13 protein-coding genes are annotated in these 16,854 nt (G+C 42.8%); 4 read left to right on the top strand and 9 right to left on the bottom strand.

The annotated features are described in order from the left end of the window. Nucleotides 1-34: 34 nt before the first annotated feature. The 3 genes from BDE36_RS12460 to BDE36_RS12450 all read right to left on the bottom strand — a co-directional run bounded on the left by BDE36_RS12460 (nt 35) and on the right by BDE36_RS12450 (nt 4,241). Nucleotides 35-2,509 carry a glycoside hydrolase family 3 C-terminal domain-containing protein gene (locus BDE36_RS12460; RefSeq protein ID WP_141815125.1) on the bottom strand — a complete coding sequence of 825 codons (2,475 nt, stop codon included), beginning with the start codon at nt 2,507-2,509 and terminating at the stop codon, nt 35-37. 372 nt (nt 2,510-2,881) lie between these two features. Beyond that, the gene (locus BDE36_RS12455; protein ID WP_141815124.1) at nt 2,882-3,415 is read right to left on the bottom strand and encodes a hypothetical protein; all 534 of its coding nucleotides are present in this window, start codon (nt 3,413-3,415) and stop codon (nt 2,882-2,884) included. 25 nt (nt 3,416-3,440) lie between these two features. Continuing rightward, complete coding sequence (locus BDE36_RS12450) at nt 3,441-4,241, bottom strand: DUF4382 domain-containing protein (RefSeq protein ID WP_141815123.1); 801 nt, start codon at nt 4,239-4,241, stop codon at nt 3,441-3,443. 177 nt (nt 4,242-4,418) lie between these two features. Here BDE36_RS12450 and BDE36_RS12445 point away from each other — a divergent pair, with 177 nt between their 5' ends. The 4 genes from BDE36_RS12445 to BDE36_RS12430 are packed head-to-tail and all read left to right on the top strand — an operon-like array spanning nt 4,419 to nt 7,582. After that, nucleotides 4,419-4,718: a hypothetical protein gene (locus BDE36_RS12445; RefSeq protein ID WP_141815122.1), complete on the top strand. Its 300-nt coding sequence runs from the start codon at nt 4,419-4,421 to the stop codon at nt 4,716-4,718. Nucleotides 4,719-4,731: 13 nt separating this feature from the next. After that, nucleotides 4,732-5,574, top strand: coding sequence for a porin family protein (locus BDE36_RS12440; protein ID WP_141815121.1), 843 nt, complete (start codon nt 4,732-4,734; stop codon nt 5,572-5,574). A 3-nt stretch (nt 5,575-5,577) separates the two neighbouring features. Further along, the gene (locus BDE36_RS12435; protein WP_141815120.1) at nt 5,578-6,252 is read left to right on the top strand and encodes a response regulator transcription factor; all 675 of its coding nucleotides are present in this window, start codon (nt 5,578-5,580) and stop codon (nt 6,250-6,252) included. A gap of 1 nt (nt 6,253) precedes the next feature. Continuing rightward, nucleotides 6,254-7,582 carry a sensor histidine kinase gene (locus BDE36_RS12430; RefSeq protein ID WP_141815119.1) on the top strand — a complete coding sequence of 443 codons (1,329 nt, stop codon included), beginning with the start codon at nt 6,254-6,256 and terminating at the stop codon, nt 7,580-7,582. A gap of 24 nt (nt 7,583-7,606) precedes the next feature. On the opposite strand, the gene BDE36_RS12425 is transcribed toward BDE36_RS12430, so the two are convergent. The 6 genes from BDE36_RS12425 to BDE36_RS12400 all read right to left on the bottom strand — a co-directional run bounded on the left by BDE36_RS12425 (nt 7,607) and on the right by BDE36_RS12400 (nt 16,728). Next, nucleotides 7,607-8,029: a VOC family protein gene (locus BDE36_RS12425; protein WP_141815118.1), complete on the bottom strand. Its 423-nt coding sequence runs from the start codon at nt 8,027-8,029 to the stop codon at nt 7,607-7,609. Nucleotides 8,030-8,179: 150 nt separating this feature from the next. Beyond that, nucleotides 8,180-10,123: a glycoside hydrolase family 43 protein gene (locus tag BDE36_RS12420; protein ID WP_235904515.1), complete on the bottom strand. Its 1,944-nt coding sequence runs from the start codon at nt 10,121-10,123 to the stop codon at nt 8,180-8,182. A gap of 11 nt (nt 10,124-10,134) precedes the next feature. Next, complete coding sequence (locus BDE36_RS12415; protein WP_141815117.1) at nt 10,135-12,087, bottom strand: glycoside hydrolase family 97 protein; 1,953 nt, start codon at nt 12,085-12,087, stop codon at nt 10,135-10,137. Nucleotides 12,088-12,328: 241 nt separating this feature from the next. After that, the gene (locus tag BDE36_RS12410; protein WP_141815116.1) at nt 12,329-13,027 is read right to left on the bottom strand and encodes an SAM-dependent methyltransferase; all 699 of its coding nucleotides are present in this window, start codon (nt 13,025-13,027) and stop codon (nt 12,329-12,331) included. A 91-nt stretch (nt 13,028-13,118) separates the two neighbouring features. Next, nucleotides 13,119-15,605, bottom strand: a complete 2,487-nt coding sequence (locus BDE36_RS12405) for a PAS domain-containing protein (RefSeq protein WP_141815115.1) — start codon at nt 15,603-15,605, stop codon at nt 13,119-13,121. A gap of 148 nt (nt 15,606-15,753) precedes the next feature. Next, a complete protein-coding gene (locus BDE36_RS12400; protein ID WP_141815114.1) occupies nt 15,754-16,728 on the bottom strand; it encodes a glycoside hydrolase family 43 protein in 975 nt (324 codons plus the stop codon). Between the last annotated feature and the right edge of the window lie 126 nt (nt 16,729-16,854).

Genomic DNA, 16,854 nt, shown 5'->3' with positions numbered 1-16,854 from the left:
CAATTCTTAGATGTTTTTTCTCAAACTCTTTCCGCTAGTAAATGGCTACGCTCTTCTGCAGTTTAATTTCCCGGGAAGAGAATCCGAGCATGATATTATAACGGCCAGGATCTTTGACAAAGTCTTTTGCACTCACGTCGTAAAACGAGAATGCATCTTTTGGCAATTTTATCTCTACAAAACGGGCCTCCCCTGGTTCTAAGGATACCTTCATGAAGCGCTTTAATTCTTTTTCAGGGCGCTCCACGACAGCCTTTTCGGCTTTCCCTACATATACTTGTAAAACCTGGGCGCCTTCTCTTTTTCCTGTATTGGATAAACGGCAGGTAATCGTCACTTCGCCTTTGGCATCAGGCGCCGAAACGGAAAGATCGGAAGCTTTAAAGCTGGTGTACGACAAGCCGGCACCGAACGGATATTGCACCTCACGCTTCAATTTATCATACCCTCGGTATCCAATAAAAATACCTTCTTTGTATTGTACATGCTTATCACCATCTGGATCGTAATAATTATTGTACGCGGGATTATCTTCCCATTTCTTCTCAAACGTCATTGGCAGTTTTCCTGAAGGGTTTACCTTCCCGAAGAGAACCTCGGCTATTGCCGTTCCTCCTTCCTGGCCGGCATACCAGGTCCATAGCAGTCCGCTAAGCTTCGGTTCCCATTCCTGCATTTCTATGTTCCCCCCCGCACTCACCACTCCTATTACAGGCTTTTTCGCTTTCATTACGCTGGATAACATCCTTTTGTCGGATTCCGGCAAGCCAAATGATCTGTCGGATCCTTCGCCTTCGGTATCGGAGTTGTGCCCGAAGCAAGCTATCACCAAATCAGCCTTATTCAGATACTCGGCATAATAGTCTTTGGCATCGCCTTTCTTCTTCCATGAGAAATTCACTGCTGCGCCGCCTCCTTGCTGGTAATATTCAATACGTATACGATAACTGGTAGCTTTCTGCAGGGATTTAGTATAATTTGTACTTCTGTATCCGCCTGGAGCCCAGTCATTAATTACCAGCTCGTCGTTTATATATAATCTATAACCATCGTCGCCTCCCAGGGTGAAATCGTAGTCAGAAGTTTCGTCTGAACGCAGGATTCCGCTCCATCTAACCGAGAAAACATCTTTAGACACTTCTTTTATGCCTGTACCACCAGTCCAGGAGTAGTTTATTTTCTTTTCTGCTTGCCTGAATACGGGCTTCCCTTCCAGTTTAGCGTTGTTAAAATATTCAGCCTGAAATCCCTGCTCAGTTAGCTTTTCGTCGGTAAACATGATTTTAGGCAGAAAATCGAGTTCATCTACATATTCTGCCTGTATGTTATTTAATGATGCCTCTTTCCGGATACCATCAAACATTGTCACAAAATGAAATGGAACAACGGCGCCACTACCCCCGCCATGTACGTTCCTGCTTGCGTTTTTACCAGTAACAATAATGTTCCTGACCTTTTTTGGATTAACAGGAAGATTATTATCCTTATTCTTTAATAACACAATGCCTTCCCTGGCTACATTTAAGGCTGTTTCTATAGATGCAGGATCGTCGAGCGGAATGTTCTTGTCGGCTTCCATACCATCTTTGAAACCAAAAGCGATAAGAACGCGAAGTATATGGCGGACTTTCTCATCGATCATAGCCATGGTAACATGCCCGGTCTTGAGATAATATGCCATGTCTTTGGGATTCATTTTTTCTCCGCCTGCCATTTCGAGATCTAACCCACTGCTGGCGGCCGGAATAGCATAATGAGTAGAACCCCAGTCGGACATTACCATTCCTTTAAAGCCCCACTGATTTCTTAATACATCTTTTAATAACCACGGGTTTTCTGTGGTATAAATACCGTTCATCAAATTATAGCTGGTCATTACCGCACCAACCTTTGCTTCCTGCACGGCCGCTTTAAAAGCAGGAAAATAAATTTCATGGAGCGTCCGCTCGTCAATATCATTGCTGATGTTATTCCGGTCGTACTCAGAATTGTTAGCTGCAAAGTGCTTTACAGTAGCCATTACGCCCTGATCCTGTACTCCTTTGATATAGCCAACGGCAACGTGTGAGGTTAAATACGGGTCTTCTCCCATATATTCGAAATTTCTCCCGCACATTGCGGCTCTGTAAATATTCACAGCGGGCCCCAGCAGGATGTTTATACCCCGCGCTTTGCAATCACGACCCAACGCTTTGCCATATTGATAGGCTAAATCCTCATTCCATGTAGCAGCAAGCATCACTGTTGCAGGGTACGCTGTAGATTTACCATGCGTACCTAATCCCTGGGGGCCATCCGTCATCTTCATCCGATGAATTCCTAAACGGGCGATATTTTTGGTATACATCCAATCGGCACCGCCAATATACGCGAGCTTTTCTTCCTGCGTCATCTGACTGAGAAGCTCTTCGACTTTAGCATCCAGATCGGGACTTACCTTTTGCTGTGCTGATAAATAGAAACAGATAAATAGTAATACACAAAACAATACAAGACTCTTAAATTTCATTTTTTCAGGTTTTTCTGAACTCCTTCTTACTTTAGGTTATTTTACACCTTGTAGCCGACAGGTCATGGTTAAACTTTGCAACTAAGGTATGTAAAGGCTGAATTATGCCAGCCAAAAAAGAGTCCTGTCTTGAAAAGATCCAATAACTTTGTTCTGCAAAAAACTATTTATCAATTTATTACATTTATATCATCCTGTTTTCCAGTAAAAAAATCATAAGTTTTTACCGCCGCAGTAATTGATTTTATCCATCGCTTATGCCGCTGAATGTACCGGATGAGCAGACTGAAGTGTCGCGCAGAAGCAATCCTGCTATATAACAACAAAGGATCCCCGTATGGAGATCCTTTGCACAACATTCAACAACAACAATCAATGTTTTCCCCTACCCTTGTCATTGCCGCCGGCATGTCCGTTTCCGTGGGCTTTGTTGCCGGCATTAACTTTAACCTTGCCAGAAGGCCCGCCTTTAACACCCACTTTGGCTTTGCTTTTCGGATGGCCTTTAACTATATAGTATTTTGGATCGCTACTCCTTAAGATAACAGCTTGCGAACGGTTCGATTTATATTTTGAATATTTAACCTTATGTTCGGTATATTTTAAATATGGTTTAGGTGAATTGATAACAACTTTATAGCTGTTATAAAGATCGTAGTTTCGGTATGCCGAAGGCAAACCAGAACTGAATATCCACCTGCCATTATTCAGGTATATAAATTTCCGGGTTGGCACATAGTAGTAGCTTTCTATGTCAGGTAAATAATAATAATCGACATGATCATATCCTACCGGCCCCCACAGCGGTTGGCTGCCAATATTTACGTTAATGCTTACCTGTCCTAAGGCACGTGAGCCTGCTGTGACGCCAATTGCAAGCATTAAAAAGACAAATAGCTTTTTCATACTTTTAATTTAAAATACATTTTCATTATTGTTGTTTAAGTACAACGGCATCTATAACCGTATTTTGTCCGCGTACCACTGATATATTGGCAACAGTGCTGTCTCTATAGCCTTCAACCGGGTTAAATTTAACAGCATATGTTCCGGCAGCAAGGCCGCCTACTGTGAATTTACCAGTCAAAGGATCTGCAACGGTTCCAACGGTATCTGTTCCGGCGATTACCAACACCTCGGGATGGCTCTCTAAGGGCAATACCGTTCCTGATATCAGTCCTGAAGTAGCATTCGCGATACCCCTCACAACGGGTTTAAGCAAATATTTTCCGTTTCCTGTATGCACAATGGATTTGGCTGCATCAAAATCAAGAAGCAATGAGTAGGTTACACCAGCCACAAGTGAAGGATTTTCAGTAAGTTTAACTTTCCAGCCTGATGATTGGCCGCTCGGGGTAACAAGAGCGGATTCTACACCATCAACAACTATTGTATTTCCAGAATCATTAAGTACCAGCCTGATTTCAGTGATATCTCCGGCCGGCATCTCTCCTGATGCAACAAGGATATCCGGATTACTGGTTCCGATTCTAAAATCGAGAACGTTGAAAACGTCTACATCGGCATCAAACACATACGGCTTTCCATCCGAAACCAATATTATTTCTTTGACGCTTAAGTTGATTTCATCAAAATTCCCCGGGGCATCGGTCATCTTGATCTGCACCTTCGTTGTCCCGTCTGTGCCGGCGTTATTGTCTTCTTTACACGCTGTAAATGTTGTAATTCCGAATAAAGAGGCGAATGCGAAGTATACTAGTTTCTTTTTCATCTTAATATATTTTGTTTGTGAGTATGTTTAATACCCCAAAACTGGATAACAAACATGAAATAAAGATGATGTTCCCGAATTAAGTTGCCTGCGATTTTCATTCTATTTTCATGTTCAGCATCTACATTTGTAGTGTTCATAGTCGCCCTATAACAATAACTTCATTATCTTTATTTCATGAAGAGATCATTCATATTCGTGCTACTTATTACATCCATGCTGGTATTGGTATTCCCTGTGCTGTTGCGGGCGGAAAAGCCAGTAGAGGAAAGTTCGATAATTGCCTCCCTTCAGGATAAAAAGAAGCAAGACAAAAAGAATGATAAAAAGAAGGATAAAGGAGATCAGAAGCCTGACCAGCCGGAGGTCAAAGAAGTGCCAAAATCGAGAAAACAGGAACGCCCCACTGTGGTACCTAAGCCAGATGTAAAAGTGAAGCCGGTGAAAGTGAACCGCCCTAAAATTAAGAAACGTTAAGAAAGGTGGTTAAATGAGATCATTACTATTGCCATTCCTGCTAATGCTATATACCATACAGCTTAAGGCACAACAGGAGCCCGATGAAAAGACCACTATCACCCTGGCTGCCCTGTATAGTAGCGACATCAGTTATTACGGTCAGGCTACCAGCGAAAAGTTCCCTTACGTACTGCTTAATGCAACAGTAAAATTACCCTTAGGACTTTATTTTTCGGCCGGATCTTACAAGCTTTTGAATTATGGTTCCGGATTATCGGCAACCGATCTAGGCGCTGGCTTTGACTACGATGTTAATGACGAGTTAAATCTCGACCTTTCATACTCTTATTCTCTTTTTCCAGCCAACTCCCCCCTGCTGCAGGCATCCAACCAAAACAATGTAAACTTGTCTGCCGCATATTCATGGCCGTGGCTTAAAAGCACACTCAGTACAGATTATGCCTTCGGGAAGCAAAGTGATATATTCGTCGGTCTGTCCAATTCAAGAGAGATCAGCCTCGGCAGTCTTTTTAACGAAAAAAACGCGATATACATGGAACCAGCAATTGAACTGGTGGCAGGAACCCGGCGTTTTTATGAAACCTATACGGTAGCAAAAGGCAAACGCGACAAGGCTAAAGGCAAGGCACCCTCTTCGCCAGGAAACTCCGGTTCAGCTGCTGTTAGTACAGAAACAGTAGAATATAGCCGTTTTAATATGTTATCTTATAACTTTAAGATTCCAGTCGGTCTTAGCAGAGGTAATTATATCGCTGAATTCAGCTACCAGTTTTCTGTACTCAATTCAAAAGAAAATGCGGAACTTAAGCCCCGGCTATCCATTTTTGGCTTATCCTGTTATTACCAGTTTTAGGCTATGAAAGTATTAATTGTTGAAGACGAAAAAACACTGGCCTACGAAATGGAGGCCTTCCTCAAAAAGAACTTTTACGTGTGCGATCTTGCCCACTCTTTAAAGAGCGGGCTCGAAAAGGCAGAGCTTAACCAATATGACTTTATTTTAATCGATCTCAGTTTACCCGACGGAGATGGGCTGGAAGTTCTGAAATCCGCCAGGAAGAGTAACCCTGACGCTGCGTATATCATCATCACAGCCAGAACCAACCTGAAAGACCGGGTGAGCGGGCTCGACCTTGGAGCCGATGATTATCTGGCAAAACCTTTTTACCTGCTCGAATTAAAATCGAGGATGCTGGCCATAGCGAGACGGAAGTTTAATATTGCCGAAAAGCTGATTCCGGTTGGACAGTTTCAGGTAGATATTCAAAAACGACAGGTACTGTTTGAAGGAAGTGAAATAGAGTTTTCACGCAAAGAATTTGATCTGCTAAGCTACCTGCTGATACACAGGGGCCGTGTACTCACCCGCGTACAGCTCAGTGAGCACATCTGGGGAACTTTTGTTAATGACGACTATGATTCGAACTACATTGACGCCCATATAAAAAACATACGTAAAAAACTCAACGCCCGGGCTTCTTCAGAATGGCTGGAAACAGTACGAGGAGTAGGTTACCGGATTAAAAAGTAAGATGAAGCTCTCTACAAAACTCACGCTGTTCATTACAGGATCGAAGATGGCCATTGTTTTGCTTTTTATCCTGGCTTTGCCGTTTCTCGTGAGGGAGATCGCCTCTGATTATACGAATCGAACCCTGCGCCAGCAACAAAAAAAGGTACTGAAGATTGTAGAGAAAAACGGACTCGACCATTACTTGCAGGGCGACGAAAATTACGGCAGTTATACGCTGCTGAAGGAGGAATTTATCGCTTTTCTGCCGGTGGATACCGACCTTAAGATCGATGCAATCAAGGATTCAAGAAGACTGATAGAAGGCGATACGCTCAATTACCGCGTTTTAAGCTATACATTTAAAAGTAAGAATAAAAACTACCTCCTTGAGATAGGCAAAACCACGGCGAGCATCGATCAGTACAACAAGCCCCTTCAACGCTTCGCACTATATGTACTGATCACCTTAATCGTTATGACTATCCTGATCGATCTCACCTTTATACGGGTTCTGATCAAACCACTTTCAGCAATCATTAAGACGAAGCTGGTTAACAGTGCATTTCCATTTGAATCCCAGCAGCAACGAATTAAAACCAGCACTACGGATTTCAAATATCTGGACGAGTCCCTCATCTTATTAATGAAACAGATCAACGAAGCCTTTTACAAGGAGCGTGAATTTACGTCAAATGCTTCGCATGAGCTGATGACCCCCATCAGTATCCTCCAGAACAAAATGGAGAATTTCCTGGCTGACGAAAACATAGATGAGGCTTCTGCAATTGCCGTAGTGGAAATGATGAAAACGGTTGACAGGTTAAAGAAGATCACCAGCTCGTTATTACTGATCTCACGGATCGAAAACCAACAGTACGCATCGAAGGAACCTGTACAGTTGTTACCTCTTTTTGAAGATTTGATTGAAGAGATTAAACACAGGCTGGAAGAAAAAAGCATCCATATTTCTTTGGATATTGCACCGGACGTTATTCTTCCAGATGTAAACAAAGACTTAATATTCCAGCTGTTTTTCAACCTGATACACAACGCTATAAAATTCAACCGCCAGGATGGAAGGATTTCAATCGCCGGACATAAGCTGAAAAATGGAAATTACATGATTACCATTAGCGATACTGGCATTGGCATTCCAAAAGAGGATCTCCCTTTTGTCTTTGATCGCTTCAGGAAGACCAACCTGCATTCACAGGTTGGCTATGGCTTGGGACTTGCTATTGTAAAAAGTATTGCGGCCTATCTTAAAATAGATATCACCGCAGATTCGGTAATTAACGAAGGCACTACTTTTACGCTGATATTCAGGCGAAACACCGCAAAATTATAACAAGGGATGCGGGCATCGGTAATATCACGCCTTTGACGACGGCAGGTTGATCATCCAGTAAACGCCGAACTTATCGACAAATGAACCGAAATAATCACCCCAAAACATGTCGGCCATCGGCATCTCTACAGTACCACCTTCTGAAAGGCCTTTGAAAATCCGGTCTGCCTCTTCCCTGCTGTCAGGAGTAATAGAAATGTAGTTGTTATTACCCACACGCAATACGTGACCAGCGCTCGGCAAACAATCGGAGGCCATCAGGAACTGACCATCGCCAATCGGAATAGAAACATGCATTACGCGGTTCTTCTCGCTGTTTGGCAGATTTTCGCCACCGGGGGCGTTATCCATTCTTTGCAGGAACAGCTCCCCTCCAAAAACCGATTGATAAAACCTGAATGCCTCTTCTGCATTCCCGTCAAAGTTTAAATAAGGATTTAATTTCATTTTGAAGTAGATTAATAGTTGTAAAATTTCTTAAGCGGTTCTGTTTGTACAAAGATACCCGCCCTTCACAAAAAGCAAAGGGTACATTACGACTATCAAAGGGTGATTTACGACAAAATGAGTTAAAACCGTCTCCCGGCAATTCCCGACTTAATGAGACGGTACTACCGGTACAATATTTCCATTTTGGTCAAAATGCATCGGATCGATACAAACCTCTCTGTTAAATCCTGCAGCATCTCCCATGTGTATCCCTTCAGGATAATTAAACCGATGGTAAACCATATACCATTCATCCTTTCCGGGTACCTGCAATACGGAGCAATGCCCTGTACCATATATACCCTTTGATGGATCCTTCTGCAGTATCAGGTTATTTTCGGGAATTTCGATCGGACCAAAGGGCGACCGTGATGTTCCATAACGCACCCGGTAATTCTCACTGCGTGTATCATCTTCCGACCATAGAAAATAATAAGTCCCCTTCCTGCAGATCACGTAACAACCTTCCCTGAATGTTTTATCCGGAGTTAAAACCCTGGTAGTATTCGCTTTCAGTGAAACCATATCCTTATTTAGTTCGGCTACAGCCAGGTATCCGTTACCCCAGTATAAATAACTTTTGCCGCTCTTTGGGTCACTAAATACAGCTGGATCAATTTCCTGTCCTCTGTTGATACCTTCTGGCTTAAAATCTATAAGCGGTTTCCCCGAATCCCTAAATGGACCAGTAGGCAGGTCGGATACGGCTACTCCTATTTTCTGAGCCGCGGTGAAGTAATAATAGTATTTGTATTTACCGTTTATCTTCTTCTCGGTAATGGTAGGCGCCCAGGCGTTACGGTTTCCCCATGAAACGTCTTTCTTCAAATCCAATATCACACCCTCATCGGTCCAGTTAGTCAGATCGGTTGAAGAGAATGTTTTAAAATAATATCCACCCCAGCCGTCAAAGCCATCACTGGTAGGATAAATGTAATATTTCTTCGTTTTATTAGAATACAGCACATCAGGATCAGCATAAAATCCATCAAGTACAGGATTCTTTTTCAGAGATATCTCCATACCTTCCGGTACACCCCAGCGGGCGGTCAAATTTTTTAATTCTGTGCGTGAGACCGGAATAATGGTTCCATGACGCGGATGAAAATCCATCTTCACGTTCTGATCGATCACTTTAAACCTGTCCAAATCGGTACTTTCACAGAACTGATATTTGCCTTTGCCATAAACGTCGTACATCAAAATATACTTATCCGAATGGTTTAACTTGAAAACGCCCGATCCCTCAACAGCGTCCCTGGTTTGCTGCTTATATCCTGGCTGTTCAATCCATTTCCCTGAGGTGAGTGAATCTGTCAATGCAAGTTTAATCCCATTGCCATGTCCTTCAGTCTTATAAAACAAGTAAAACAGTCCGTTTTTGTTAATAATATCTCCATCAATACACGACTTGCCATTTCCAGGTCGGAACAGAATTTTAGGTTCCGAATCAAAACCGGTAAAGTCGCGATTGGCATAAGCATAGTAGATGATATCAGGACCGTTGCCATGCTGCATAGACCAGTAAACCATATACTTCTGCGCCGCAGGATCAAATATCGTCTGTGGAGCCCATACACGCTTCAGATCTTCCTGCCCCTTGTAACGTTGTTGTATGTTCACAACAGTATGTTGCCAGTTTATCAAATCACGCGACTTCAACAGCACCATGGCCCGGTTAGAGTCCCACCCTTTCGATGAAGTCATGTCAGTTAAAACCATATAATACGACTGACCGTCTTCACCACGAAGGATATGAGGGTCGCGCACGCCACCGGTACTACTGATCACTTTAGAATCGAGCACTGGCTTGTTGCCATTCAAAGCTCGATAATTGTATCCATCGGTGCTGATCGCAAAGCAAACAGCTTCATCTTCTACCACATTCCCTTTGAAGTAGGCAAACAAGTAGCCAGCAAAATCTTTATCGGACGGCCCCGATTTATAAGTCTGGCTAAATAACCTTCCGGCAAAGCCCACGATTAAAACTACAAAGAGTATTAGTCTCGTAAATTGACATTCATTCTTCATTATCCAGTTTACAGGTTTCATTTATTAAATAGTTACTCTCCGACAATAATATTTCCGCCTCCAGGCAATAAGGAAAGTGTTAATGTTTTATTTTTTTTGAGACGTACCGAAGTCCGTTGCGGTTCTCTCCCCTGGTTATCCGAATACAACATCACTTCTTTGCCCGACAACATCGGCAAAGACACTCTTAGTGTTTTTGGTTTTTCTTCTGCATTAATGCCTGCAATGTACCACGTATTTTCATGGCGTCTCGCCAGCACACAGTATTTTCCGGGATAACCATCTATGAACACTGTCTCGTCCCAGGTGGTCGGAACCTTTTTCATGAAATCAATAACGTAAGCGGGCATTTCAACCAGATTATTAGGAGTGATACCGAAATTCTGTACCGGCGTTTGAAACAAGATTGCTGTTGCCAATTGAAAGGTCTCTGTGGTCTTCCTGGTGGTTCCCCCGTTGTTCTCCCGGTTATGACGTTTGTTAAGCAAGACAGGGCCAAAATCCATAGAAGCTACAGAATTACGGATAAAGGGATGCAGGCTTGCGTTGAACGCTTCAGTATCATTGGCATGCTGTGTGAAAATTAAATTTTCGGAAGCCAGTACAGCTTCACTACCTACAAAATTGGGGTACATGCGTTCCCAGCCACGAGGCAACGTACTTCCATGAAAAATCACTGCCAATCCGTAATCATTCGCATCAGAAAGAATGTCTTCGTAAAGCTTCAGGGTCTCCTGCTTGTCTCCTCCGAAAAAATCCACTTTAATACCTTTGATACCGATCCGTTGCATCCAGGCCATTTCCGGCTTTCGTGCAATGGCTGTATTCATCTTATTCTTTGGTCCCTGCGGTGCATCACTCCAGAAGCCGTTCGAATTATACCAAAGGAGCAAACCAACTCCTTTATCCTTAGCGTATGCCGCCAGTTGTTCAATTTTTTCACGTCCTATTCTGGTGTCCCACCAATTATCCACGAGCACAAATTCATACCCCAGAGCAGCAGAGAGATCGATATACTTTTTCTGATCGTCAAAGTTAATGCTGCCGTCTTGCCACAACAACCAGCTCCAGGTAGAACGACCATATGAGTAAGATTTGGACGGCTTATACAGCGGCTCCACCACATCAAACGAAATAGTCGTTTCAACAACAGGCTTCAGGTTGTTTCCCACAGTAAGGGTTCGCCAGGGAGTATAACCAGGCAACGCAATGGTGGGGTTCGCACGTCCGATACCATTATTTTCACCTGCTTCGGGGAATGCAATCTTATATAAGCCATCTTTAGTGCCTTCGCTCAGCTTCGATCCGCAGTATAGACTGTTTACTCCAGTTTCTGATAATAACACCCAGCCTCTGTCACCTACATGAAAGAGCGAAGGAAAGGTATAACCAACACCATATTTTGACGGAACACCTAAAGGCTGGTCGGCAACGTACTCTTCTTCATAACTGGGTTTGGTTTTCATCCAGCCAATCATAGGAGATGCCTGGGGTGTTAAAAAAGTAGTGCTGACCAACGGGAATTTGTACCCGCTTAGCTCTTCCTCAATGATAAAGTTAGCAGCTTCGCCTGTCTGCGGGACATGGTATCTGAAAGCAATATTATTATTACTCACACGGAATACGACCTCTAGCTGATTCTTATTTTGATTTTCAAATTTACAAACCAGTTCGTTCGCCTGATACCTGACCGTGCTTGTTTTTATTTTCGGTTCAGTATATGTTTCGTCGATCCTGCCTGATTTCTTTTCTATAAGACGAAGGCTTGAACTTAAGTCAACCTGACTGCCCCGTAAACCCAGAGGCGACTTTTCCAGCATTTCTTTTCCCTGCAGGAACACATGATAGTAGAGCCTGCCACGGTCTAGTGACAGCTTAACAACAAGTTGTTCATCCGGGCTGGAAACATCCAGGTCCTGTGCAAAGGACCTCGACAAACATGACAACAATAATAATCCGCAGATTATGTTCCTAAGATGATACATATGGCTCCTTTTGCATTAAACTGACTGGTTAACATTGGTTATATTCAAACACAAGATTAAACAATAATCTTTAAATGTAAAAAAGACATTTAAAGATTATGCTAAAAGAAGGAACATAGGTATAATTGTAAACACAAATAGCCCAAAGCATAAGCTCCAGGCTATTAAGAAAATCACTATAATAATATACTATTTCTTCCTTTTGGGGACGCGGACCTGCTCTTTTTTCTTTGCTTAACGCCTACTCCTTTTTTGAATACCATGCCCGGATTAGCAGGGACTGAAAAAATTGGACAGGTAACGCAAAACCTGCGCCGCGCAGGAAGCTCTCCATTTTGTCTTTTGACACCACGGAAACATGGGTGGCTAATGCCTTCTCCATATTCTCTAAAGCTTGTTCAGAGGCGCCTGAATGCTTATGCATTACTTTCCATTTCTCCAGAATACTTTGAAATTGAGGTGAAGACATGTTATCACTGATATCTGCATTTATCAGATATCCCCCCTCCTTTAACCTGGCGTACATGTCGTTAAACATCAACTGACGTTCATTGTGATCAGTAATAAAGTGAGTAACAAGAAGGCAGAGAACAGCATCGTAGTTTGCACCCTGATCTACATCAGAAAGATATCCATTGAGGATGGTGCAGCGGTCAGCAAGCCCTATCTCCTGTATTTTCTCCTTGCATATGCCGGCCATGGGTACAGATGGCTCAATGCCGGTAAACTGCCAGTCGGGATGAGCCGCGGACAAAGCAATTATTTCCTCTCCCGTCCCGACGCCAACACAGAGGATATGTGCATTAACAGGCAGATCTGCCAGCACCAGGCCCAACAGGAAATGCAAATTCTTAAAAATTGGAGATAAGTTACGATTGCGTTCATCGTAGGTCTCTGAAAATTTTTGATCAAAAAAAACGGATGCTGCTTTATTAGACATAGGATTATTTGTTGATAAACATACTATCAGAAGTATCAACAAATATAGTCAATTATTCCTAAATGCAATGATGTTGCGTAACACTACCTGCTTATTCTATTTCAATACTATTGATCTTCCGGCTGATGTCTCTCACAATGCGATCAAGCTCTTCGGCCGCCTGTTCCAGCAACCCGACGTATTCATTTACCTCTTCCTGCATATCTGCATGTCTAAGCAAAGCCAAAATTCCAAGAATGTTTGCAGCGGGCTTTCTTACCTCATGAGAACTCAGCCAGGCGATGTTCCTGAGGGCAGCAGTCTGCTTCTGTAATCGTCCCTCTCTCTCTTTTCTTTCAGTAATCACATTCGAAACCGCAACAAAGCCTTTGAATCCATCATCTTCGTCGAAAACGGGGGTACAGTTCAAATGGATCCAGTATTTTTCACCATTCTTTGTATAATTAACAAGTTCTCCCGAGAAACTTTGCCCCCTCCCAAGCTGGGCTTTCAATAGAGCCACCGTTTCGGCATTGGTTTCCTCGCCATGCAGCAGTTCCATAGGAGTCTTTCCGTACACTTCTTCACGCGAATAACCACAATGCGAAACAAAGGCTTCATTCACCCACAAAATTCGCATATCTGGATCGCTGATAATGATCAGGTTGTTCACTTTATTAATCAGGTTAACCAGCCTTTCGTTCTCAGCATTCGCCCTTTTCAGATCGTTAATATCCTTGATCGCACCAATAATCTTCACGGCCTTTCCGTCCTGATAAATAATTGTACAACTATCTTTAATAAACTTGTACTTACCATCACTGCAACGAAAACGGTACTCTCTTTTGAGTCTGTCTAGTTTATGCTCTATGGCGTCCATCAGTACAGCATGCACCTTTTCCAGATCTTGCGGATGCATTTTATCAACCCACCAGTGCTCCAGTGATGGGTCATCAGATTTGTCATAACCAAAAAGTGGCCCGATAGACTCGTTCCATTGAATCTTGTTTGTATTCAGGTCCCATTCGTAAATCGCGTCGCTGGTAACATTCGTAACAAGCTTATAAAGAAGCAAGCTTTCTTGAAGCTCTCGCTCTTTCTCCCTGATCCGCGAGATATCCTGCATTGAACCAATTATTCTGACCACTTCATCCTGATCGTTTAACATCAGGAAACCCCGGTCGAGCACATAACGGTAAGTTCCGTCGTTACATCTGAAACGATACTCCTTTTGCCAAAAGCTTGCCCTGCTTGCAATAAGTTTCTTTATACTATTTATAACTTCCGGAGCGTCTTCCGGATGGATGTGATCCCCCCACCATTGAAAAGAAGTGACCTGGTCGGAATATCCAAAGATCTCCTTAACGCCCTTATTCCAGGTAACCGAATCGGCAGCAAAATCAAAGTCCCACACTGCGTCACTGGTGGCTTTCGAGATCAAATCATATTTTTCAGCGCTTTCTCTTATCTTTTTCTCGATCTCCACCTTTTCGGAGTAATCATGAAAATAAATAGAGAGACCTTCATCGGAAGGATAAACGCTTACATCAAAATGTTTATTGAACCGTGCGGAATAAGTGCTGAATCTGACGACGACCTTTTCATAAAGTGCCTTTTGATATGCCGAATAGAAATCCGGATGTTTGGATGGAGGATACACATCCCATAAATTTTTTCCAATCAGGTCCCTCCGGTTTATTCCAAATATCCTCTCAGATGCCTTATTCCAGTAAGTAATGGTCCAGTTGTGGTCAAGTGAAATAAATCCGTCAGTAATGCTATCCAAAGCCTCGTACATTCTGTTAACAGAAGCCTCCCGTTGCCTTTGCTCCTCCGCCAATTCCTGGCGAACTAAATATTCAACAGTTATGTCTTTAGCTAATACGTATACACCTGCAACAGTTCCGTTTACTACCATCGGAATATTGGTAACAGCGAGATGCTTCCTATTCCCTTTTGACGTAATGGTATTAATCTCGAAATGTATAACCTCTCCCTTTAAGGCTGTATTAAACAAGTCCAAAGCAATTTCCTGCTCCTCTGGGACGATAAAAAGAAGAAAAGACGTCGATAAAATGTCGTCCTCGCCACATTCAGCCAGTTTCAATAAGCTATCGTTGGCCCTTAAGAAACGACCCTGGAGGTCGATGGAAAAAACGGCATCTGGATGAGTGTGAAGCGAGGCCTTCCCCGGGTTTCTTGAATCACTCACCCGCGCTTCCTGGCGAATTTCGCCCGCCATGATACTTTCCGTTATATCGGTAACGGTTTGCAAAACCAAGGTAGCTTTATTTGTTATTTCATCCTCAAGGCTGCGGGTTTCGATAAGCCAGAATCTTTCATCTCCATTATCCTTGCGTTTAACGCGCTGGATGAGTTTGCTGGAACTGTCTGTTCCTTGTATCTTGTCCGGGGTACGGCCAAATAGTTCTGGTTCCTGAAAAACGAACCGACCGTTGAAAATGAAGTCTGCGAAACTAATTCCTATTACATCATCTGCAATCCCTTCGATGAGTCGCAAATAGCTATGACTCGCTTCCCTGATAATAAAACTCCCGCCCTTCTCTTTTTCCAGAATGAGAGATGGAAGAGGAGACATATTAAAAGCTAATTGAAAATAATTATGTGAATACTCTTTCAAAACATAGATGATTGCACTTGTTTAAAATTCAATTATCTACGCTTTTACTAAAAAAAATGATTAAGGTTACAAAATCCGGTTGATTTATGCCTTGTGGTAACTATCACTATTTAAGTACAGGCACAATAATCTCATCCCGCTTGACGCTGAATTTATAAATACTTGCCTGAGCATCCCACTGCTTCACTACCGGGACTATCCGTGTTCGCCTGGGGCTTACTTGTCCACTGTCAAAATGAACATGATATACGTAATATAATTCGCCGTCCAACCCTTTAAACAAATCTCCGTGACCTGAGCCATTTTCTCCGGTTACAGAGCGGTGAATAATCGGACTGTCTTTCTGTTTGGTCCATGGACCGTACGGAGAGTCGGAAATAGCGTAGCCAACAGAATAGTCTATATTCTTGAAATGGTTAGCTGAATAAAACAGATAATATTTATTCTTTAGTTTAAAAACAGTAGGTCCTTCCATGATTGGCACCGATTCAAAATTAGGAGTGGCCTCCCAGGATTCAGTCTGGTCAAAGCATTTCTTTAACGTTACAGGCTTTATCTTACCCTCCTTCAGGTTAAACTCTGCCACCCACAAATAATTACCCTTATTAAACCGAACGTGGTACAAGTAATATTTACCGTCGTCGTCTTTGAAAACAAACGGATCAATATTTTTAGCCGAACCATCAATTGGTACAGCTTCCTTCTGCCTGTAGGGACCTAACAAAGAACTGGACTGAGCTAAGGCTGTTTGTTCACTGGCGGTATATGCCAGATAATAGGTATTGTTTGCCTTAAATATTTGTGGCGCCCAGAAACCATCGGTACCATAAGTCTGATCGCCCTTGCTCAGGATCATGTAAGCAGGGCCCTTTGTCCCCGCGGGCGAAGCCCACGACTTAAGGTCTGTAGATTCTAAAACACTAAATCCCGGTTTTCCCTTGCCTCCTCCGGTCCCGGTAAGATAATATTTGCCGTTCTGGACATAGATGGTCGGGTCAGCAAAAAATATTTCCTGTTTCTCCTGAGCTGCTATTTGCAGAACGGTTAGCATAATAATGCAACTGCTGATAATAGATTTCATTGTTGATTTAATATTCAATGGCCGATTAGTGACGCTCATTTTTCTGGTTGGTGAAGGTACTGAATTGGATCATAACCATTTAAAACAACTGAAAAACTCTGTTAAAAGATAATACTCTCATTAAAA

It is taken from the genome of Arcticibacter tournemirensis (assembly GCF_006716645.1).
Classification (GTDB): domain Bacteria; phylum Bacteroidota; class Bacteroidia; order Sphingobacteriales; family Sphingobacteriaceae; genus Arcticibacter; species Arcticibacter tournemirensis.
This window is presented reverse-complemented; position numbering and strand designations above follow the sequence as displayed.

What these genes read in the sequence shown, in the direction of transcription:
- BDE36_RS12450 (WP_141815123.1), bottom strand. Translation starts at nt 4,241, where the DNA reads ATGAAAAAGAAACTAGTATACTTCGCATTCGCCTCTTTATTCGGAATT.
- BDE36_RS12405 (WP_141815115.1), bottom strand. Translation starts at nt 15,605, where the DNA reads ATGTCTCCTCTTCCATCTCTCATTCTGGAAAAAGAGAAGGGCGGGAGT.
- BDE36_RS12415 (WP_141815117.1), bottom strand. Translation starts at nt 12,087, where the DNA reads ATGTATCATCTTAGGAACATAATCTGCGGATTATTATTGTTGTCATGT.
- BDE36_RS12440 (WP_141815121.1), top strand. Translation starts at nt 4,732, where the DNA reads ATGAGATCATTACTATTGCCATTCCTGCTAATGCTATATACCATACAG.
- BDE36_RS12435 (WP_141815120.1), top strand. Translation starts at nt 5,578, where the DNA reads ATGAAAGTATTAATTGTTGAAGACGAAAAAACACTGGCCTACGAAATG.
- BDE36_RS12455 (WP_141815124.1), bottom strand. Translation starts at nt 3,415, where the DNA reads ATGAAAAAGCTATTTGTCTTTTTAATGCTTGCAATTGGCGTCACAGCA.
- BDE36_RS12410 (WP_141815116.1), bottom strand. Translation starts at nt 13,027, where the DNA reads ATGTCTAATAAAGCAGCATCCGTTTTTTTTGATCAAAAATTTTCAGAG.
- BDE36_RS12445 (WP_141815122.1), top strand. Translation starts at nt 4,419, where the DNA reads ATGAAGAGATCATTCATATTCGTGCTACTTATTACATCCATGCTGGTA.
- BDE36_RS12460 (WP_141815125.1), bottom strand. Translation starts at nt 2,509, where the DNA reads ATGAAATTTAAGAGTCTTGTATTGTTTTGTGTATTACTATTTATCTGT.
- BDE36_RS12420 (WP_235904515.1), bottom strand. Translation starts at nt 10,123, where the DNA reads ATGAAACCTGTAAACTGGATAATGAAGAATGAATGTCAATTTACGAGA.
- BDE36_RS12430 (WP_141815119.1), top strand. Translation starts at nt 6,254, where the DNA reads ATGAAGCTCTCTACAAAACTCACGCTGTTCATTACAGGATCGAAGATG.
- BDE36_RS12425 (WP_141815118.1), bottom strand. Translation starts at nt 8,029, where the DNA reads ATGAAATTAAATCCTTATTTAAACTTTGACGGGAATGCAGAAGAGGCA.
- BDE36_RS12400 (WP_141815114.1), bottom strand. Translation starts at nt 16,728, where the DNA reads ATGAAATCTATTATCAGCAGTTGCATTATTATGCTAACCGTTCTGCAA.